This window comes from Immundisolibacter sp. (assembly GCF_041625615.1).
GTDB lineage: Bacteria > Pseudomonadota > Gammaproteobacteria > Immundisolibacterales > Immundisolibacteraceae > Immundisolibacter.
Map to the genome: position 1 here is coordinate 1 of NZ_JBFJTF010000035.1, position 19322 is coordinate 19322.

Annotated in this window: 18 protein-coding genes; 15 read left to right on the forward strand and 3 right to left on the reverse strand. The window is 68.9% G+C overall.

All coding sequences use genetic code 11. The features are described 5' to 3' along the window. The 13 genes from ABYX71_RS04420 to lpxC form a co-directional block, all read left to right on the forward strand. On the forward strand, positions 1 to 1287 hold a 1287-nt coding region (locus ABYX71_RS04420), incomplete at its 5' end, for a UDP-N-acetylmuramoyl-L-alanyl-D-glutamate--2,6-diaminopimelate ligase (RefSeq protein ID WP_372695293.1). After that, positions 1287 to 2624, forward strand: a complete 1338-nt coding sequence (gene murF, locus ABYX71_RS04425) for a UDP-N-acetylmuramoyl-tripeptide--D-alanyl-D-alanine ligase (RefSeq protein WP_372695294.1) — start codon at positions 1287 to 1289, stop codon at positions 2622 to 2624. The genes ABYX71_RS04420 and murF, both read left to right, overlap by 1 nt. Further along, positions 2624 to 3706 (forward strand): phospho-N-acetylmuramoyl-pentapeptide-transferase, encoded by a 1083-nt coding sequence (gene mraY / locus ABYX71_RS04430; protein ID WP_372695295.1) that lies wholly within the window; start codon positions 2624 to 2626, stop codon positions 3704 to 3706. The genes murF and mraY overlap by 1 nt, the downstream gene beginning before the upstream one ends. Before the next feature lie 4 nt (positions 3707 to 3710). Further along, positions 3711 to 5102, forward strand: coding sequence for a UDP-N-acetylmuramoyl-L-alanine--D-glutamate ligase (gene murD / locus ABYX71_RS04435; protein ID WP_372695296.1), 1392 nt, complete (start codon positions 3711 to 3713; stop codon positions 5100 to 5102). Continuing rightward, a complete protein-coding gene (gene ftsW, locus ABYX71_RS04440) occupies positions 5095 to 6312 on the forward strand; it encodes a putative lipid II flippase FtsW (RefSeq protein ID WP_372695297.1) in 1218 nt (405 codons plus the stop codon). Before murD ends, ftsW begins: the two co-directional genes overlap by 8 nt. Further along, positions 6309 to 7379 (forward strand): undecaprenyldiphospho-muramoylpentapeptide beta-N-acetylglucosaminyltransferase, encoded by a 1071-nt coding sequence (murG, locus tag ABYX71_RS04445; protein ID WP_372695298.1) that lies wholly within the window; start codon positions 6309 to 6311, stop codon positions 7377 to 7379. Before ftsW ends, murG begins: the two co-directional genes overlap by 4 nt. After that, positions 7372 to 8769 carry a UDP-N-acetylmuramate--L-alanine ligase gene (gene murC / locus ABYX71_RS04450; RefSeq protein ID WP_372695299.1) on the forward strand — a complete coding sequence of 466 codons (1398 nt, stop codon included), beginning with the start codon at positions 7372 to 7374 and terminating at the stop codon, positions 8767 to 8769. Before murG ends, murC begins: the two co-directional genes overlap by 8 nt. Continuing rightward, a complete protein-coding gene (murB, locus tag ABYX71_RS04455) occupies positions 8766 to 9659 on the forward strand; it encodes a UDP-N-acetylmuramate dehydrogenase (protein ID WP_372695300.1) in 894 nt (297 codons plus the stop codon). The genes murC and murB overlap by 4 nt, the downstream gene beginning before the upstream one ends. Beyond that, positions 9659 to 10630, forward strand: coding sequence for a D-alanine--D-alanine ligase (locus tag ABYX71_RS04460; RefSeq protein ID WP_372695301.1), 972 nt, complete (start codon positions 9659 to 9661; stop codon positions 10628 to 10630). Before murB ends, ABYX71_RS04460 begins: the two co-directional genes overlap by 1 nt. A 79-nt stretch (positions 10631 to 10709) precedes the next feature. Continuing rightward, positions 10710 to 11498 carry a cell division protein FtsQ/DivIB gene (locus tag ABYX71_RS04465; RefSeq protein ID WP_372695302.1) on the forward strand — a complete coding sequence of 263 codons (789 nt, stop codon included), beginning with the start codon at positions 10710 to 10712 and terminating at the stop codon, positions 11496 to 11498. Next, positions 11495 to 12730, forward strand: a complete 1236-nt coding sequence (gene ftsA / locus ABYX71_RS04470; protein ID WP_372695303.1) for a cell division protein FtsA — start codon at positions 11495 to 11497, stop codon at positions 12728 to 12730. The genes ABYX71_RS04465 and ftsA overlap by 4 nt, the downstream gene beginning before the upstream one ends. Positions 12731 to 12849: 119 nt before the next feature. After that, complete coding sequence (gene ftsZ, locus ABYX71_RS04475) at positions 12850 to 14001, forward strand: cell division protein FtsZ (RefSeq protein ID WP_372695304.1); 1152 nt, start codon at positions 12850 to 12852, stop codon at positions 13999 to 14001. 89 nt (positions 14002 to 14090) lie between these two features. After that, positions 14091 to 15002 (forward strand): UDP-3-O-acyl-N-acetylglucosamine deacetylase, encoded by a 912-nt coding sequence (gene lpxC / locus ABYX71_RS04480; protein ID WP_372695305.1) that lies wholly within the window; start codon positions 14091 to 14093, stop codon positions 15000 to 15002. Between the two features lie 17 nt (positions 15003 to 15019). Here lpxC and ABYX71_RS04485 read toward each other — a convergent pair whose 3' ends face one another. Further along, the gene (locus ABYX71_RS04485) at positions 15020 to 15697 is read right to left on the reverse strand and encodes a DsbA family protein (protein ID WP_372695306.1); all 678 of its coding nucleotides are present in this window, start codon (positions 15695 to 15697) and stop codon (positions 15020 to 15022) included. A gap of 151 nt (positions 15698 to 15848) precedes the next feature. On the opposite strand from ABYX71_RS04485, the gene infA reads away from it, so the two are divergent. Continuing rightward, positions 15849 to 16067: a translation initiation factor IF-1 gene (gene infA, locus ABYX71_RS04490; protein WP_300124133.1), complete on the forward strand. Its 219-nt coding sequence runs from the start codon at positions 15849 to 15851 to the stop codon at positions 16065 to 16067. 89 nt (positions 16068 to 16156) lie between these two features. Here infA and clpA read toward each other — a convergent pair whose 3' ends face one another. Both clpA and clpS read right to left on the reverse strand, forming a co-directional pair. Further along, positions 16157 to 18439, reverse strand: a complete 2283-nt coding sequence (clpA, locus tag ABYX71_RS04495) for an ATP-dependent Clp protease ATP-binding subunit ClpA (RefSeq protein ID WP_372695307.1) — start codon at positions 18437 to 18439, stop codon at positions 16157 to 16159. A gap of 1 nt (position 18440) precedes the next feature. Then, on the reverse strand, positions 18441 to 18761 hold the full coding sequence (clpS, locus tag ABYX71_RS04500; RefSeq protein WP_372695308.1) for an ATP-dependent Clp protease adapter ClpS: 321 nt from the start codon (positions 18759 to 18761) through the stop codon (positions 18441 to 18443). A gap of 228 nt (positions 18762 to 18989) precedes the next feature. On the opposite strand from clpS, the gene ABYX71_RS04505 reads away from it, so the two are divergent. Further along, the coding region (locus tag ABYX71_RS04505) for an aminotransferase class III-fold pyridoxal phosphate-dependent enzyme (RefSeq protein WP_372695309.1) at positions 18990 to 19322 on the forward strand (333 nt) is incomplete at its 3' end.

Below are 19322 nucleotides of genomic sequence, written 5' to 3' on the forward strand. Positions count from 1 at the left end.
GCCATTGCCGCCGGCGCCGTGGCGGCCTTGGTCGATGCCTCGCTGACGCCGCCGGCGGCGGCATCCGTGCCGTTGTTTACCGTCGCGAACCTGCGCGCCTTGCAGGGCCCCGTGGCGGCGCGCTTTTACGGCGAACCTTCAGGGGCGCTGAAGGTCATCGGCATCACCGGCACCAACGGCAAGACCTCGGTCAGCCATTTCCTGGCGCAGTGCCTGCCGCGCTGCGCCATCCTCGGCACCGAAGGTAACGGCTTTCCCGGTCAGCTGGAGCCGGCCACGCACACCACGCCGGACCCGCTGGCCCTCCAGGGCTGGCTGGCGCAGTTTCGCGACGCCGGGGCCCAGCACGTGGCCATGGAAGTGTCATCGCACGCGCTGCATCAGCAGCGCACCGCCGGGGTCCAGTTCGACACCGCCGTGTTCACCAACCTCGGCTACGACCACCTCGACTACCACCGCGATCTCGACGACTACGCCGCCGCCAAGGCCAACCTGTTCGCGAGCCCGCAGCTGCGCGCCGCGGTACTGAATGCCGACGACCCGGTCAGCGAGCGGATGGCCGCCGCCCTGACGCCGGGCGCCCGGGTGCTCCGATACGGGCTGCGCCAGGGCGATCTGCGCGGCCGCTGTCAGGCCCGCCCCGGCGGACTGCTGATCGACCTCGACGGCGACTTCGGCCAGGCGCGCCTGGCCAGCCCACTGTTGGGCGAGTTCAACCTGTACAACCTGTTGGCAACACTGGGCACGCTGCTGGTCGCCAACGTGGCGTTCGCCGACGCGGTGGAACGACTGAGCACGCTGCCGTCGGTGCCCGGGCGCATGCAGACCCTGCGCGTGCCGGGCGCCCCGCTGGTGGTGGTGGACTACGCCCACAACCCGCCCGCGCTCGAGTCAGTGCTGACCGCGCTGCGTGCGCATCTGCCACGCGACGGACGGCTGTGGTGCGTGTTCGGCTGCGGCGGCGAGCGCGATGGCGCCAAGCGGCCGGTCATGGGCGAACTCGCGGCGCGCCTGGCCGATCGGGTGGTAATCACCGACGACAACCCCCGCGGCGAGTCCCCGACCGCCATCACCGACGCCATCCTGGCCGGCATGTCGACCACCGAGGGCGTGGAGTTGATCCACGACCGTGCAGACGCCATCACCCACGCCATCGACAACGCCGACGTTCGGGACGTGGTGCTGATCGCCGGCAAGGGCGCCGAACCGCACCAGATCGTCGGCGACCAGCGGCGGCCATTCAGCGACATCACCTGCGCCGAACAGGCGCTGCGGGGGCGGCCGTGATGCCGCTGGCCGAAGCCGCCGCCATCGTCGGTGCCGCCGCACGCCCCGCCGGCACGTTCGACGGCGTCAGCACCGACACCCGCACGCTGCGCGCCGGCGAGCTGTTCGTGGCACTGGAAGGGCCACGCTTCGACGGGCATGACTACCTTGAAGCGGCGGCTGCCGCTGGCGCCGCCGGCGCCCTGGTACGCCGCGCACACCCCGCCTTGCCGAGCCTGGAAGTCGCCGACACGCTGTCCGCGCTGGCGCAGCTGGCCGCGGCCTGGCGGTCGCGCTTCGACCTGCCCGTGGTGGCCGTCACCGGCTCCAGCGGCAAGACCACGGTCAAGGAACTGACCGCCGCCGCGCTGTCCGGCGTCGGCCCCGTGCTGGCCACCCGCGGCAACCGCAACAACCACATCGGTGTGCCGCTGACACTGCTCGAACTGCGCGACACCCACCGCGCGGCCGTGGTCGAGATGGGCATGAGCCATGCCGGTGAAATCGCCCACCTGGCGGACCTGGCGCGGCCCACCGTGGGCGTCATCAGCAACGCCGGCGCGGCCCACCTCGAGGGGCTCGGCAGCGTGGCGGCCGTGGCCCGCGCCAAGGGGGAACTGATCGAACACCTGCCGCCGGACGCGGTGGCCGTGCTCAACGCCGACGACACGTACTTTCCGCTGTGGCAACAGCTGGCCGGCGCGCGCCGGACGTGCACCTTCGGCCTCGGCGCCGGCGCCCAGATCACCGCGCACTACCGCCTGCTGGCCGACGGCAGCGAGATGGAACTGGTGACACCGACCGGCAACGCACACACGCGCCTGCACCTGCTCGGTCGTCACAACGTGCGCAACGCACTGGCCGCCGCCGCCGCGGCACAGGCGGCCGGCCGGCCACCGACGGAAATCGCCCGTGGCCTGGGCAACGTACGCCCGGTACCCGGGCGCCTGTTCCCGCTGCGCGGTCGCAACGGGGCGCGAATCATCGACGACAGCTACAACGCCAACCCGCTATCGGTGCAGGCCGCGATCGATGTCCTGGGCGCACTGCCCGGACAGCGACTGCTGGTCCTTGGCGACATGGGCGAACTGGGTGCCGAGGCAGCCGCACTGCATGCCCAGTGCGGCGCGGCCGCCGATGCGGCGGGCATCGACCGGTTGTTCACGCTGGGGCCGCTGTCGGCGGCCGCCGCGAGCGCCTTCGGCACCGGCGCCCGCGCCTTCGACAACCGAGCCGCCCTGCTCGACGCCATCGCGCCGCTGCTGGCGCCGGAGGTCACCGTACTGGTCAAAGGCTCGCGCAGCGCCGGCATGGAACAGGTGGTTCAAGCAATCACTGCCGTCGACGGGGTGACCTGATGCTGTATCACCTGTTCGACTGGCTGGCGACCGAAATCAGCGGCTTCAATGCGTTTCGCTACATCACGCTGCGCGCCATCCTGGCCGCCCTGACGGCGTTGGTCATCTCCCTGGCGGCGGGCGGCCCGGTGATTCGCTACCTGACGGCGCTGCGCCTGGGCCAGCAAGTGCGCCAGGACGGCCCGCAGACGCACCTTGGCAAGGCCGGCACGCCAACCATGGGCGGGGCGCTGATCCTGCTGGCCATCGCCATCACCACGCTGCTGTGGGCGGACCTGTCGAACCTCAAGGTGTGGATCGCCTTTGCCGCCACACTGGCGGTGGGCCTGATCGGCTGGCTCGACGACTACCTGAAGGTCACCCGTCGCAACTCGAAGGGCCTGAAGTCCCGTCACAAGTTCCTCGGCCAGCTGGTGGTCGGCCTGGCCGCGGCGCTGGCCATCTACGGCCTGGCGCAGGTGCCGACCGAGACCACCTACATCGTGCCCTTCGTCAAGGACCTGACCTTCCAGCTCGGCTGGCTGTTCGTGCCCGCTTCGCTGCTGGTGATCGTGGGGTCCAGCAATGCCGTCAACCTCACCGACGGACTCGATGGCCTGGCCATCCTGCCCACGGTCATGGTGGCGGGCGCGCTCGGCATCTTCGCCTACGTGGCCGGCCACCAGGTGTTCGCCCGGTATCTGGGCCTGCCGTATGTGCCCGGCGCCGGCGAACTGGCCATCGTGTGCGGCGCCATGGTCGGTGCCGGGCTCGGCTTTTTGTGGTTCAACGCCTACCCGGCGCAGGTGTTCATGGGCGACGTCGGCGCCCTGGCGCTTGGCGCCACGCTGGGCACCGTCGCCGTGCTGATCCGCCAGGAGCTGGTGCTGTTCATCATGGGCGGCGTGTTCGTGATGGAAACGGTCTCGGTGATGCTGCAGGTGGCCTCGTTCAAGCTCACCGGCAAGCGCATCTTCGCCATGGCGCCGCTGCACCACCACTTCGAGCTCAAGGGCTGGCCGGAGCCGCGGGTGATCGTGCGCTTCTGGATCATCACCTTCATCCTCGTGCTGGTGGGTCTTGCCAGCCTGAAGATTCGCTGACGGCATGCGCGCAGTGGCCACACATACACAAAAACAGGTGCTGGTGGTGGGCGCCGGGGCAAGCGGCCTGTCCTGCGTGCGCCACCTGCTGCGCCACGGGTGTGCCGTGCGCCTGCTCGACACGCGCCACATCCCGCCGCACCTGGCCGAGTTGCGCCGCCTGCTGCCGGCGCACGCCATCCACCTGGGCGACTGGCCGGCGGCGGCGTTCGACGGCGTCGACGAGATCGTCGTCAGCCCCGGCATCGGCCTCGACCAGCCGGCGCTGGCAGCCGCCGCCGCACGCGGCGTGCCGCTGCTGGGCGACATCGAACTGTTCGCCCGCGCCGTGCGGCGTCCCGTGCTGGCCATCACCGGCTCTAACGGCAAGTCCACCGTCACCACCCTGGTCGGCGAGATGCTGCGCGGCGCAGGACTTGAGGTGGCGGTCGGCGGCAACCTCGGCCCACCGGCACTGGACCTGCTGACCGACCCGGAGCCGGACGCCTACGTGCTGGAGCTGTCGTCGTTCCAGCTCGAGCGCACCCACAGCCTGCGCCCGGCGGTGGCCTGCGTGCTGAACCTCAGCCCCGACCACCTGGACCGTCACGCCAGCCTCGCCGACTACGCCGCCGCCAAGGCCCGGGTCCTGCAGGGCGCGGGCGTGGCGGTGCTGAACCGTGACGATGCAACCGTGGCCGGCTTCGCGACGGCGCTTGGCCCTGCCCAGCGCGTGTCCTGGTTCGGCCTCGGCGCACCGGCCGGCACGGACGATGTCGGCCTCGTGCAACGTGCCGACGGGCCCTGGCTGGCCCATGGCGCCAAGGCCTTGATGCCGGCGGCTGCCCTGCGCCTGCCGGGGCGGCACAACCTCGCCAATGCCCTGGCAGCCGTGGCGCTGGTCTCGGCCTATGGGGCGCCACAGCCGGGCGCCCTTGCCGCGCTGCGCGCGTTCGCCGGCCTGCCGCACCGCACGCAGTGGGTTGCCGAGCATGCCGGCGTGGCCTGGTACGACGACTCCAAGGGCACCAACGTCGGGGCGACACTGGCGGCCATCCACGGGCTGGCACCGACCCGGCCCAGCGGGCGGCTGGTGCTGATTCTCGGTGGCCAGGGCAAAGGACAGGACTTCGCGCCGCTGCGTCAGGCGCTGGCCACGCACGGCCGGGCGGCGGTGCTGATCGGCGAATCGACCGAGCTGCTGGCCGCCACCATTGGCGACGCTGTGCCGTGTGAGCGCGTCACCGACATGCCGGCTGCCGTCGCGGCGGCAGCGCGCCTGGCCCAAGCTGGGGACGGCGTGCTGCTGTCGCCCGCCTGCGCCAGCTTCGACATGTTTACCGGCTATGCCGAGCGCGGCGACGCCTTCGCCACCGCAGCGCGCGCGCTGTCGGGACAGGACGGCGGTCATGGCTAGCGTCGACGTCACTGCGACCCGCCGTGCGACAGCCGCCGCCGGCCTGCGCGGACCGGCACAGTGGGATTTCCCGCTGCTCGGCGTGGCGCTGACGCTGGCAGCGCTCGGCCTGATCGCCGTGTATTCGGCTTCCATCACTGTCGCCGACCAGCGCATCGGCGACAGCGAGTACTACCTGCAGCGCCAGTCCATGTATCTGGCGCTCGGCGTGCTCGGCGGCTACCTGGTCTCCCAGGCCCGCGTGGCGCTGTGGCATCACCTGGCCGGCTTCGCGGTCCTGGCCGCCACCGCGCTGCTGGTGCTGGTGCTGGTGCCGGGGCTGGGCATCGAGGTCAATGGCGCCAGTCGCTGGCTGGGCGCCGGCGGCTTTCGATTGCAACCCTCGGAACTGGCCAAGCTGGCGTTTCTGATGTTCGTCGCCGCGCGCCTGTCGGAAGCCGACACGCCGGAATTGCTGCGCGAACGCATGGGCGTGATCCTGGTCAGCCTCGGCATCATGGGCGGCCTGCTGTTGGCCGAACCGGATTTCGGCAGCTTCGTGGTCCTGGCCGCGGCGACCGGCGGGCTTCTTTTCCTGTATGGCGTGCGTTGGCTTTACTTCATCGCGCTGGGCGCCACCGGCGCGGCAGCACTCGCCGCCCTGGCGGTCGCGTCACCGTACCGACTGGCCCGACTGACCAACTTCCTGCACCCCTGGGACGACCCGTTCGGTGCCGGTTTCCAGCTGACCCAATCGCTGATTGCCTTCGGTCGGGGCGGCTGGTTCGGCGTCGGCCTCGGCAACAGCGTGCAAAAGCTGTTCTACCTGCCCGAGGCGCACACCGACTTCCTGTTGGCGGTAATGGCCGAGGAACTGGGCCTGTTTGCCGTTCTGGGCGTGATTGGCCTGTTCATCTTCCTGGTGGTGCGGGCCTTTGCCATCGCCCGCCGCGCCGCGCTCAACGGCGACGGCTTCGCCGCCCTGCTGGCGTACGGCCTGGCGCTGACGCTCGGTTTTCAGGCCTTCGTGAATCTCGGCGTCAACATGGGCGTGCTGCCGACCAAGGGCTTGACCCTGCCACTGATGAGCTACGGCGGTACCAGCCTGGTCATCAGCTGCGTGCAAGTGGCGCTGCTGCTGCGCATCGATCACGAACAGCGCGTGCGCCGGGGCGCCGCGCCGCTGGGCGCGCCGGCCATGAGCAGCGCGCCGCGCCGGAGGCGGTCATGAACGTGCTGATCATGGCCGGCGGCACCGGCGGGCACGTGATGCCCGCACTGGCCGTGGCCGAACAGCTGCGCCACGACGGACACACCGTGCAGTGGCTGGGCACGGCGGCCGGGCTGGAAGCGCGCGCCGTACCGGCGGCCGGCATCGAGCTGTTCACGCTGCCGGTGGCCGGCTTGCGTGGCAAGGGACTGTGGCGCTACCTGTCGGCGCCGCTCGGCCTGCTGCGCGCGCTCGCGCGGGCACTGGGGCTGTTGAGGCGGCTGCGGCCGGACGTGGTGCTGGGACTGGGCGGCTACGCCGCCGGCCCGGGTGGCTTGGCGGCGTTCCTGTTGCGCCGGCCGCTGCTGATCCACGAACAAAACGCCCGCCCGGGCCTCACCAACCGGCTGCTGGCGCGCCTGGCGCGCCATTGCATGGCCGGCTTTCCCGGCCTGCGCCTGGGCGGCCGGCCGGCCGAGTTCACCGGCAACCCGGTGCGTGCCAGCCTGTGTGGGCGGCCGGCGCCGGCGCAGCGCCTGACCCAGACACCGCGCCTGCTGGTGCTCGGTGGCAGTCAGGGCGCGCAGGCCATCAATACGGCGGTGCCGGCCGCGCTCGAACTGCTGCACAAACGCGGCGTGCCGCTGCCGCAGGTGCGTCACCAGGCCGGACGCCTGCATGCCGATGCCGTGGCCGCCGACTACCGGGCGCGCGGCATCGCGGCCCGCGTCGACGGCTTCATCGACGACATGACCACCGCCTACGAGCAGGCGGATGTGGCCATCTGCCGTGCCGGTGCGCTGACCGTGGCCGAGTTGTGTGCCGTCGGGCTGGGCGCCGTACTGGTGCCCTACCCGCATGCCGCCGACGATCACCAGACCGCCAACGCCCGTCAGCTGGCCGAGGCCGGTGCGGCGCTGCTGCTGCCGCAGGCCGAACTCACGCCAACGCGCCTGGCCGAACTCCTGGCGCAGCTGCTGGCCGATCCGCCCCGGCGCCTGGCCATGGCCGAGTCGGCGCGCCGGCTCGGCCGGCCGGACGCAGCGCAGCGCGTGGCGCAGCGCTGCCTGGAGGCCGCCCATGCGTGATCGGGTACGGCACATCCATCTGGTCGGCATCGGCGGCTCGGGCATGAGCGGCATCGCCGAGGTCCTGCTCAACCAGGGCTATCACGTGTCCGGCTCGGACCTGGGCATGGGCGCCGCCGCCCAGCGGCTGCAGGCGCTCGGCGCCCAGGTGCATCACGGCCACAGCCCGGACAATGTCGACGGCGCCGACGTGGTGGTGGTGTCCACCGCCGTGCCGCCGGACAACGTCGAGGTCACCACCGCGCGCAGCCGTGGCGTGCCGGTGGTGCCGCGCGCCACGATGCTGGCCGAACTGATGCGCCTGAAGGACGGCATCGCCATCGCCGGCACGCACGGCAAGACCACCACCACCAGCCTGGTGGCACACCTGCTGGCGCACGGCGGCGTCGACCCGACGTTCATCATCGGCGGGCGGGTCAACACCTTCGGCAGCGGCGCACGCCTGGGTGCAGGACGCTACCTGGTGGTGGAGGCCGACGAGTCGGACGCCTCGTTCCTGCACCTGAACCCGATCCTGGCCGTGGTCACCAACATCGACCAGGACCACATGGAAACCTATGGCGGCGATCCGCGCCGCCTGCAACAGGCGTTCATCGACTTTCTGCAGCGCCTGCCGTTCTACGGCCTGGCCGTGCTGTGTCACGACGATGCCGGCCTGCTGGCGCTGCGCCCCACCATCGGTCGCCCGGTGCTCACCTATGGCCTGACCGCGGAGGCCGACCTGTACGCCGACGCCGTGCGGCAGGACGGCCTGCGCATGCACTTCACGGCCCGCGCCGCCGGCCGGCCGCCGCTGCCGGTGACCCTGAACCTGCCGGGCCTGCACAACGTGCGCAACGCGCTGGCAGCAATCGCCATCGCCCGCGAGGTGGGCGTGGCCGACGACGCCATCGCCCAGGGCCTGGCGAGCTTCGGCGGCATCGACCGGCGCCTGCAGTGCCTGGCCGACGGCGCGCTCGGCGGCAAGCGCGTGACCCTCATCGACGATTACGGCCACCACCCGCGTGAGCTGGCCGCCACACTGCAGGCACTGCGCGGCGCCTACCCCGGCCGCCGACTGCTGGCGGTGTTCCAGCCGCACCGCTACACGCGTACCCGCGACCTGCTGGACGACTTCGCGGCGGTACTGGCCGGCGTGCCCGATGCCCTGCTGCTGTGCGAGGTGTACGCCGCCGGCGAGGCCCCGATCGCCGGTGCCGACGGCCGTGCCCTGGCGCGCGCCATCCGCAGCCGCGGGCGCGTCGAACCGGTGTTCGTCGAGCAGCTGGCCGAGTTGCCAACCAGCCTGGCCGGCCTGCTCGAAGACGGCGACGTGGTGGTGACACTCGGTGCCGGCAGCATCGGCCAGGCAGCGGCCAACCTGGCCACCGCCATCACGGAGGCGCCATGAACGCCGCCGCCGAACAGACGCGTGCCGCACTGCGGCACAACGAGCCGATGGCCCGCCACACCAGCTGGCGCGTCGGCGGGCCTGCCGACACCTATTTCGAGCCGCCCGACCTGCCCGCCCTGCAGGCCTTCCTGGTGGATTTGCCAGCCGGCACACCGCTGCTGTGGATCGGCCTTGGCAGCAATCTGCTGGTGCGCGACGGCGGCTTTCGTGGCGCCGTGGTCTGCCTGGGCAAGAGCTTTGCCGCCATCGAACCCCTGGGCGAGACCCGGTTGCGCGCCGGCGCCGGCCTGCCGTGCGCCAAGCTGGCGCAGCACTGCGGCCGCCAAGGGCTGGCCGGCGGTGAATTCCTGGCCGGCGTTCCCGGCACGGTGGGCGGCGCCCTGGCCATGAACGCAGGCGCCCACGGCGGCGAAACCTGGCAGTGTGTGCAGGCGGTGCGGACGATCGGCCGCGACGGCGTCGTGCACCAACGCACGCCGGCGGATTTCCGCGTCGCCTACCGCAGCGTGAGCGGCCCGGTCGACGAGTGGTTCCTGGCCGCCGAGTTCGGCTTCGAGCACGCACCGCCATCACAGGTACAGGCCGCCATCCACGCCCTGCTGCGCCGGCGTGCCGCCACCCAGCCGCTGCGCCAGGCCAACGCCGGCTCCGTGTTCCGCAACCCGCCGGGCGATCATGCCGCGCGGCTGATCGAGGCCACCGGCCTGAAGGGCCTCACCCGCGGCCGGGCACAGGTATCGGAAAGACACGCCAACTTCATCGTCAACCTGGGCGGCGCGCGTGCCGCCGACATCGAGGCACTGATCGATGATGTGCAGGCACGGGTCGAGGCAGCGACCGGCGTTCGCCTGGAACCGGAAGTGCGGCGTGTCGGGGAGGCCGCCTGATGCGTAGCCCCAACGCCTATGGCCGCGTCGCCGTGCTGCTGGGCGGCCGCTCGGCAGAACGCGAGATTTCGCTCAAGAGCGGCAGCGCGGCACTGGCCGCGCTCGTCGCCGCCGGAGTGGACGCGGTCGGGGTCGATGCCGCCGCTCCCGACCTGCTGGCGCAACTGGCCGCCGGCAACTTCGCCCGCGCGTTTGTCGCCCTGCACGGCCGCGGTGGCGAGGACGGCACCCTGCAGGGCGCGCTGGAGTGGCTCGGCCTGCCCTACACCGGCAGCGGCGTGCTCGGCTCGGCACTGGCCATGGACAAGCTGCGCGCGAAGCAGCTGTGGCAAGGCGCCGGACTGCCGACGGCGGCCTACCAGGTGGCCAGCGCGGACAGCGACTGGGACGCCGTCGTGGCGCAACTGGGCCTGCCGCTGATGGTCAAACCGGCCCGCGAGGGCTCGAGCATCGGCATGAGCAAGGTGGAACGCGCCGTCGACCTGCCCGCCGCCGTGGCCACCGCCGCCGCACATGATCCACAGGTGCTGGTCGAGCGCTTCATCGGCGGCGGCGAATACACCGTCGGCATCGTCGGCGACCGGGTGCTGCCCGCAATCAAGCTCGAAACGCCCCGCGCGTTCTACGACTACGAGGCCAAGTACCTGCGCGACGACACGCGCTATCTGTGCCCCTGCGGCCTGCCACCGGACGCCGAGCACGCGCTGCAGCGGCTTGCCCTGGAAGCCTTCCAGGCGCTCGACTGCCGCGGCTGGGGCCGCGTCGACCTGCTGCTGGACAGCGCCGGCGCGCCATACCTGATGGAAGCCAACACCGTGCCGGGGCTCACCGACCACTCACTGGTGCCGCTGGCCGCGCGTGCGGTTGGGCTGTCGTTCGAACAACTGGCACTGGCCATCCTGGATACCAGTCTTGGCCTGCCTCAGGGCACGCCGCGCTTGCTGCTGGCGGGGGAGCGGGCCGATGTATAGGTCGTCACCGCGTGCCGCCTACCCGGGTGTTGGGGTCGCTGGCCTGCCCTATCGCGCCGCGCGTGCACCCCGACGCGGGGTGCGTGCGCGACCACTGTCGCTGCGTGAACGGGCCTCGCTCTGGGCCGCCACGGCCCGGCAAATCTGGCGGTGGCTGTGTCGCCTGAGCCTGGCGTTGCTGGTGGTCGCGCTGGCCGTCGCCGGTTACCGCGCGTTGACCTGGCTCAGCGATCCGGCGCGCTTTCCCTTGGCCACGGTCGAGATCACCGGCGACCTCGACCATATCGACCGCCAGGCGCTCGAACAGCACCTGCTGCCGGCCGCCGCCGGCGGATTCTTCAGCGTCGATGTGGCCGCGGTGGCGGCCGCGGCCCGGCAGGCGCCGTGGGTCAAACAGGCGCTGGTGCGGCGCGTGTGGCCCAACAAGCTGGTGGTGGAAATCGTCGGGCATCGTGCGGTCGCGCGCTGGGGCAACGACGGCGTGCTCAGCGATGGGGGCGAAGTGTTCGCCGTCAGCGGTCAGGCGCTGGCTGAGCTGCCGCTGCTCAGTGCCCCGCCCGGCGCGAAGCCGTTGCGCGTGTTTGCCGACTACGAACGTTTCGCTCGCCTGCTCGAGGGACTGCCGCCGGTGCGCGAAGTGCACCAGGAAGCGCGCGGTGCCTGGCGCATCGGCCTGGACGATGGCCTGACCATCATCGTCGGGCGCAAGGACGTGACAAAACGCCTGAAGCGCTTCGCCGCCGTCTACCGCAGCCGCCTGTCTGGTGTGGCACCGCCCCTGGAAAGCGCGGACCTGCGCTACGCCGACGGCTTTGCGGTGCGTTTCAAACCCGCTTCCGAACCCGACCGCAAGGTCATGGACTTATGAGCAGAAAACCGGACAAGCGCCTGATCGCTGGCATGGACGTCGGTACGTCCAAGATCGTCACCCTGGTCGGCGAGGTGACCAGCGACGGCGAACTGGAAATCATCGGCCTGGGTAGCCACCCCTCGCGTGGCCTGAAGAAAGGCGTGGTGGTCAACATCGAATCCACCGTCGCGTCCATGCAACGCGCCGTGGAAGAAGCGGAGTTGATGGCCGGCTGTCAGATTCACTCCGTGTATGCGGGCATCGCCGGCAGCCATGTACGCAGCCTGAACTCGAACGGAATCGTCGCCATTCGCGACCGCGAGGTAATGCCGGCCGACGTCGAACGGGTGCTGGACGCCGCCAAGGCGGTCGCGATCCCCATGGACCAGCGCGTGGTGCACGTGCTGCCGCAGGAATACGTGATTGATGACCAGGAGGGCATCCGGCAGCCCATCGGCATGTCCGGCGTGCGTCTGGAAGCGCGGGTGCACATCGTGACCGCCGCCATCAGCGCGATGCAGAACATCGTCAAGTGCGTACGCCGATGCGGCCTCGAAGTCGACGAACTGGTGCTCGAGCAGGTGGCCTCGAGCCACTCCGTGCTCACCGACGACGAGATGGAGCTTGGGGTGTGCCTGGTCGACATCGGCGGCGGCACGACCGACATCGCCGTCTTCATCGGGGGCGCCATCGCCCACACGGCGGTGATTCCGATCGCCGGCGACCAGGTCACCAACGACATCGCCGTGGCGCTGCGCACGCCGACACAGCATGCCGAGGAAATCAAGATCAAGTACGCCTGCGCACTGCGCCAGCTCGCTGGCAGCGACGAGTCAATCGAGGTCCCCAGCGTCGGCGAGCGGGCGCCGCGGCGCCTGTCGCGCCAGACCCTGGCGGAGGTGGTCGAGCCGCGCTACGAGGAACTGTTGCGCCTGGTGCAGGCCGAACTGAGACGCAGTGGCTTTCAGGACCTGATCGCCGCCGGCGTGGTGTTGACCGGCGGCAGCTCCAAGATGGAAGGCGTGGTCGATCTGGCCGAGGAAATCTTTCACACACCGGTGCGGCTGGGACTGCCGCACCGTGTCAGCGGGCTGGTGGACGTGGTACGCAACCCGATCCACGCCACCGGCGTCGGCCTGCTGCTGTACGCGCTCGAGCAGCGCGGCACGCAGGCTCCACCCCGGCATAACTGGGGCAGCTTCAACGGCATCTGGGCGAAGGTCAAAACGTGGTTTCAGGGGGGCGTATGACGATTCTGGGCGACAGGGGCAAAGGCAAGGGCTGGGGCAGCGAGGCGCGCACTAGCATTCTGAATCGGGGGCCGGGCGGCACCCGCGGCAATTCACCGGGCACTGGGGGTAACACACACATGTTTGAACTGATGGAACCAACCGAGCAAAACGCCGTCATCAAGGTGATCGGCGTCGGCGGCGGCGGCGGCAACGCCATCGATCACATGCTCTCGCAGCAGATCGACGGCGTGGACTTCATCGTCGCCAACACGGACGCGCAAGTCCTGGGCCGCTCCACCGCACGCACCGTGCTGCAGCTGGGCACCGGCCTGACCAAGGGCCTCGGCGCCGGCGCCAATCCCGCCATCGGCGCACAGGCGGCGATGGAGGACAAGGAACGCATCGCCGACACCCTGGAAGGGGCCGACATGGTGTTCATCACCGCCGGCATGGGCGGTGGGACCGGCACCGGCGCGGCGCCGATCATCGCCCAGATTGCCCGCGAACTGGGCATCCTGACCGTGGCGGTGGTGACCAAGCCGTTCGGCTTCGAGGGCCGCAAACGCCTGGATATCGCCAACGAGGGCATCGCCGCGCTGGGCAAGCACGTCGACTCGCTGATCATCATCCCCAACGACAAGCTGGTGACCGAGCTCGACCGCAATTTCCGCCTGATCGAGGCGTTCAAGGCCGCCAATCAGGTGTTGCAGGGCGCCGTGCAGGGCATCGCCGAGCTGATCACCCGGCCGGGCCTGATCAACGTCGATTTCGCCGACGTGCGCACGGTGATGTCCGAAATGGGTATGGCGATGATGGGCTCGTCCAGTGCCTCCGGCGACGGTCGCGCCCGTCAGGCGGCCGAAGCGGCCATCAGCAGCCCGTTCCTGGAGGACGTGAACCTGTCCGGGGCACGCGGCATCCTGGTCAACATCACCGCCGGCCTGGACATGTCGATCGGCGAGTTCGAGGAAGTTGGCAACGTGGTGCGCGAACTGGCCTCGCCGGACGCCTGCGTGGTCATCGGCACGGTGATCGACCCCGACCTGAGTGATGACATGCGCGTCACCGTCGTCGCCACCGGCCTGGACCAGAAGCCGGCCAAGTCGCCGCATTCGCGGCCGGCGGAACGGCCACTGGAAGTGGTGCGTACCGGCACCGACCCTTACAAACACTACGAGCAGCCGACGGTGATCCGCCAGGAACGGACCCGTGATCCGCTGCCGGCCTACCGTGACAGCGACATGGAATACCTCGAGATTCCGGCCTTCCTGCGCCGTCAGGCCGACTGAGTGATCGGGTCGGATGCTAGACTGCGCCATTGTTACCGTCGCGTGACGGCGCTCCGCCGCCACGCTCCAGCAGGGAAGTCCGGGTTGACGTGATCAGGCAACGCACGCTCAAAAACAGCATCCGCGCCACCGGCGTGGGCCTGCACACCGGCGCCCGGGTCCAGTTGGCACTGCACCCGGCGCCCGCCGACAGCGGCATCCGTTTTCGACGGGTCGACCTGGACCCGCAGGTGGTCATTGCAGCGAACGCGCAGGCGGTTGGCGACACTCGCCTGTCCACCACACTGGAGCACGGCGACGCCCGCGTCAGCACGGTCGAGCACTTGCTGTCTGCCATGGCGGGCCTGGGCATCGACAACGCCCTGATCGACGTTGACGCCCCCGAGGTGCCGATCATGGACGGTTCGGCCGGCCCGTTCGTGTTTCTCCTGCAATCTGCCGGTATCGGTGAGCAGGACGCGCCCAAGCGCTTCATGCGCGTGCTGCGCCCCGTCGAGGTCCACGATGGCGATCGGTGGGTTCGCCTGGACCCGTACGAGGGATTCCAGGTCAGCTTCGAAATCGAGTTCAGCCACCCGGCCTTCGACAGCAAGCCAGCGCGCGCCCTGGTGGACTTCTCGTCCACCGCGTTCCTGCGCGAGATCAGTCGCGCTCGAACCTTCGGCTTCATGCATGAAATCGAAGCCCTGCGCGCGCAGGGCCTGGTTCTCGGCGGCAGTGTGAAAAATGCCGTGGTCGTCGATGACTCGAACATCCTGAACGAGGATGGTCTGCGCTACCGTGACGAATTCGTCAAACACAAGGTGCTGGACGCCATCGGTGACCTGTACCTGCTCGGCAGCAGCCTGATTGGCGCCTTCTCGGGCTACAAGTCCGGGCACGCGCTGAACAACCGGCTGCTGCGCATGCTGCTGAGCGATCCCGCCAACTACGAGATCGTCACGTTCAACACGGTGCAGGAACTGCCGATCTCATACATCGAGGCGGCAGCCGCGGCGTAACGACGCCCGGGGGCGCGCTAGAAGCGCCCCATCTGTCGGGCACGGACCAGGTCCTCGTACCAGGTGGCGAGCCGTTGCGACGTGATCCGGTAGCCGAAGGTGGACCACGGTTCGCCATGCAACTGGGCGCAACCGTCGGCGACCAGCAATGGCACCCGTACCACGCCGTAGGTGTTGGCCAGCCCCAGGTCCATGCCGATCTCGATGTCACGCTGCGGATCCTCGAAATCACGCAGCCACGCGTTGACATCCAGCCCGATATCCCGCGCGCAGCGGCTCAGGACCTCCGGATCCGCCACGTTCTCGCAGTCGGTCAGGTGCGCTCGTTGCGCGCGGTCGAAGTAATCCCAGTGCCCCTGTTGCCCGGCCTGTTTCTCGGCCGCCTTGCAGCCGCGCTGCGCAGGCATCGAATGCGGGTATTCGAACTCGCGGCTCATCATCAGGTCCGGCCGGATACGTCGCTCGTGCTCGACGTGCACCGCATCCCCCCAGTGTCGCAGCACGATTTCCTGTTTGGCTGCCCTGGCATCGGGAAACAGGCGTGAAAACAGCGTCCGGTCGGTACCCAGCGGCCACGCACGGTGGATCACCTGCACCTGTGGATGAGCGGCCACGAATTCGCGCAGGCGCTCCGAGGCGTTGAAGCACCAGCACGACAAGACGTCATGGAAGAACTCAATCCGCAGCGCCAGCATGCCGTGCTCCTCCAAAATCCCGCCGATCCGCGCGCAGCGCGCCCATCGCCACCGCGCGACTCATCGCCCAGCCGGCGCTTGCGCCGGTTGAGCCATTGTGCCCGGCAGGCATACAATCGCCCGCTTATCCAATCCGGCAGCCGAGTACTGAATGGCAAAGGAAGAAGGCATCGAAATGCAGGGCACGGTGATAGAAACCCTGCCCAACACCACGTTCCGGGTGCGCCTGGAAAACGGCCACGTAGTGACCGCCCACATTTCCGGCAAGATGCGCAAACACTACATCCGCATCCTAACCGGCGACCAGGTCACCGTATCCCTGACTCCGTACGACCTCACCAAAGGCCGCATCACGTACCGCGCCCGCTGAGCCAGCCGGGTCGCCGCGTCCGCGGCGGGGCGCACAAAACGCCGCCTGTCCTGGGCCGCGGCCAGCAAAACCGGCCGCGGCCGGGCTCATCAGGTTTCTTCTTCGGTCACCCGCGCCGAGCGCGACGGTGCCGGCGTGCACTCGATCTTCAGCTCGCCCTCGACACACGTCACAGTGACCTGGCCGCCGTGCGCCAGCTTGCCGAATAGCAGTTCATCGGCCAGCGCGCGACGAATCTTGTCCTGAATGAGCCGCGCCATCGGCCGGGCGCCCATCTTGGCGTCGTAACCGTGCTCCGCGAGCCACTGACGCGCATCGTCGTCGACCTCCACGGTGACGTTCTTGGACTCCAGCTGGCTTTCCAGCTCGACCACGAACTTGTCCACCACGTTGGCGATGGTCTTCTCGTCCAGCCCCTGGAAACGCACGATGCCGTCCAGGCGATTGCGGAACTCCGGCGCAAACAGCCGATTGATGGCTTCCACGTCGTCCGTGCTGTGGTCCTGTGTCGTGAAGCCGACCGACGCCCGCGCCGTCAATTCCGCACCCGCGTTGGTGGTCATGATGATGATCACGTTGCGGAAATCGGCCTTGCGTCCGTTGTTGTCGGTCAACGCACCATGGTCCATGACCTGCAACAGCAGGTTGAACACGTCCGGATGCGCCTTCTCGATCTCATCCAGCAACAGCACCGCATGCGGATGCTTGTTGATGGCCTCGGTCAGCAGCCCCCCCTGATCGAAGCCCACGTATCCGGGCGGAGCGCCAATCAGGCGCGACACGGTGTGTCGCTCCATGTACTCGGACATGTCGAAGCGGACCAGCTCGATGCCCAGCGCCAACGCCAGCTGACGGCTCAGCTCGGTCTTGCCGACACCGGTCGGTCCGGCAAACAGGAACGAGCCGATTGGCCGCGTCTGCGGCCCGAGGCCGGAGCGCGCCATCTTGATGGCCGCGGTCAGGGTATCGATAGCCTCGCCCTGCCCGAAGACGGTCATCTTCAGGTTGCGATCCAGGGTGCGCAGCTTCTCCATGTCGGTGCTGGACACCTGTTTGGGCGGAATGCGGGCGATGCGCGCGACCACCTGCTCGACGTCGCCAACGCCGATGACCTTCTTGCGCTTGCTCGGTGGCTGCACCCGCTGCGCGGCACCGGCCTCGTCGATGACATCAATGGCCTTGTCGGGCAGGAAACGCTCGTTGATGTAGCGCGCCGAAAGTTCCGCCGCCGCTGCCAGCGCCGCGTTGGTGTAGCGCACGTTGTGGTGCTTCTCGTACTGGGTCCGCAGGCCGCGCAGAATCTGCACCGTCTCGGGCACGGTCGGTTCACCGACATCAATCTTCTGGAAGCGGCGTGACAACGCGCGGTCCTTCTCGAAGATCCCCCGGTATTCCTGGTACGTGGTCGAACCGATGCACTTCAGTTCACCGGACGCCAACACCGGCTTGATCAGGTTCGAGGCATCCATCACGCCACCTGACGCCGCGCCGGCACCGATGATGGTGTGGATCTCGTCGATGAACAGGATCGAACCCGGATCCTTGCCCAGGTCCTTGAGCACGGTTTTCAGGCGCTTCTCGAAATCGCCGCGGTACTTCGTGCCGGCCAGCAGCGCGCCCATGTCGAGCGAGTACACGGTGCATTCCGACAGCGCGTCCGGCACCTCGCCGTCGACGATGCGCTTGGCCAGCCCCTCGGCCAGCGCGGTCTTGCCGACGCCCGCCTCACCCACGAACAGCGGGTTGTTCTTGCGACGACGGCACAGGATCTTCATCGTCCGCTCGATCTCGTCGGCCCGGCCGATCAGCGGATCGATGCGACCCTGGCGCGCCTGCTCGTTGAGGTTGACAGCAAACTTGTCCAGGGCCGACTTGGCAGCCCCTTCACCCTGCGCGTCATCCTCGGAACCGGCCGGGGACTCGCTCTCGTCGCCTTCGTTCACTTTGGATATGCCGTGTGCGATGTAGTTGACGACATCCAGCCGGCTGATGCCCTGTTTTCCAAGCAGGAAGACGGCGTGGGATTCCTTCTCACTGAAGATGGCCACCAACACGTTGGCGCCGGTCACTTCACGCTTGCCGGACGCCTGTACGTGGAACATGGACCGCTGCAAGACGCGCTGGAACCCGATGGTCGGCTGCACGTCGCGCTCGTCACCCTCCGGCAGCAACGGGGTGTTTTTGTCGATGAACGCGTCCAGCTCCCGACGCAGCCGCTCGATGTCGGCGCCGCAGGCGCGCAGCACCGCGGCCGCCGACGGGCTGTCCAGGAGCATCATCAGCAGGTGCTCGACCGTCATGAATTCCTGGCGCTTCTCGCGCGCCTGCCGGAACGCCTGATTGAGGGTGAATTCGAGTTCGTGACTGAGCATGTCAGGCTACTTCCATATCGCATTGCAGAGGATGCTCGTTCTCTCGCGAGTACTGCACAACCTGTGCCACCTTGGTTTCGGCGATTTCCCGGGTATAGACACCGCACACGCCCTTTCCTCGCGTATGCACGTGCAGCATCACTTGTGTGGCCCGCTCCCGGTCCAAACGGAAGAACCGCTCGAGGACGTGCACGACAAACTCCATCGGGGTGTAGTCGTCGTTGAGCAGAACGACCTTGTAGAGCGGCGGTTGCTCGACCTTCGGCCTGGCCTCTCGAACGTCCAGTGCCCCGTCACTGCCGCGTTTTTCCCCGTTACTCATGCCACTTTTGCCACCTAGCCGGCCACGCCCTGCGGCGCACCGGGCAGTCATTCACGTCGTGTGGGCGGCGCTATCGCAGTGCACCGATCACCCTTCGAGCAATCCTGCGGTCGTGCCCCCGCCTTGTCAACACGGGTTTTGGCCCGGTTTGTCAAGAAATAATTGGTGCTAGACTTGCCGTTTCCAAGCAGCCGCCCCGTCGGCTGTTTTTGTTTTAGGGGTGGTGAAATGTCCGGCCAGACGTCGGCCCTCATGAATACCTACGCGCGCCTGCCCGTCGCTTTCGAGCGCGGAGCGGGGGCTTGGCTATGGGACGTGCACGGCACACGCTACCTGGACGCACTGTCCGGTATCGCCGTGTGCGGTCTCGGCCATGCCCACCCGGAGGTGGCACAGGCCATCGCCGACCAGGCAGCCACGCTGGTGCATACCTCAAACCTGTACCAGGTGCCGTTACAGGCCCGCCTGGCCGACCGCCTGAGCGCACTGTCCGGCCTGCAGCAGGCCTTCTTCTGCAACTCGGGAGCGGAAGCCAACGAAGCGGCGATCAAGCTCGCCCGC

Coding starts and splice junctions, on each gene's coding strand:
- murF (WP_372695294.1), top strand. CDS start 1,287: ATGCCGCTGGCCGAAGCCGCCGCCATCGTCGGTGCCGCCGCACGCCCC.
- mraY (WP_372695295.1), top strand. CDS start 2,624: ATGCTGTATCACCTGTTCGACTGGCTGGCGACCGAAATCAGCGGCTTC.
- murD (WP_372695296.1), top strand. CDS start 3,711: ATGCGCGCAGTGGCCACACATACACAAAAACAGGTGCTGGTGGTGGGC.
- ftsW (WP_372695297.1), top strand. CDS start 5,095: ATGGCTAGCGTCGACGTCACTGCGACCCGCCGTGCGACAGCCGCCGCC.
- murG (WP_372695298.1), top strand. CDS start 6,309: ATGAACGTGCTGATCATGGCCGGCGGCACCGGCGGGCACGTGATGCCC.
- murC (WP_372695299.1), top strand. CDS start 7,372: ATGCGTGATCGGGTACGGCACATCCATCTGGTCGGCATCGGCGGCTCG.
- murB (WP_372695300.1), top strand. CDS start 8,766: ATGAACGCCGCCGCCGAACAGACGCGTGCCGCACTGCGGCACAACGAG.
- ABYX71_RS04460 (WP_372695301.1), top strand. CDS start 9,659: ATGCGTAGCCCCAACGCCTATGGCCGCGTCGCCGTGCTGCTGGGCGGC.
- ftsA (WP_372695303.1), top strand. CDS start 11,495: ATGAGCAGAAAACCGGACAAGCGCCTGATCGCTGGCATGGACGTCGGT.
- ftsZ (WP_372695304.1), top strand. CDS start 12,850: ATGTTTGAACTGATGGAACCAACCGAGCAAAACGCCGTCATCAAGGTG.
- ABYX71_RS04485 (WP_372695306.1), bottom strand. CDS start 15,697: ATGCTGGCGCTGCGGATTGAGTTCTTCCATGACGTCTTGTCGTGCTGG.
- infA (WP_300124133.1), top strand. CDS start 15,849: ATGGCAAAGGAAGAAGGCATCGAAATGCAGGGCACGGTGATAGAAACC.
- clpA (WP_372695307.1), bottom strand. CDS start 18,439: ATGCTCAGTCACGAACTCGAATTCACCCTCAATCAGGCGTTCCGGCAG.
- clpS (WP_372695308.1), bottom strand. CDS start 18,761: ATGAGTAACGGGGAAAAACGCGGCAGTGACGGGGCACTGGACGTTCGA.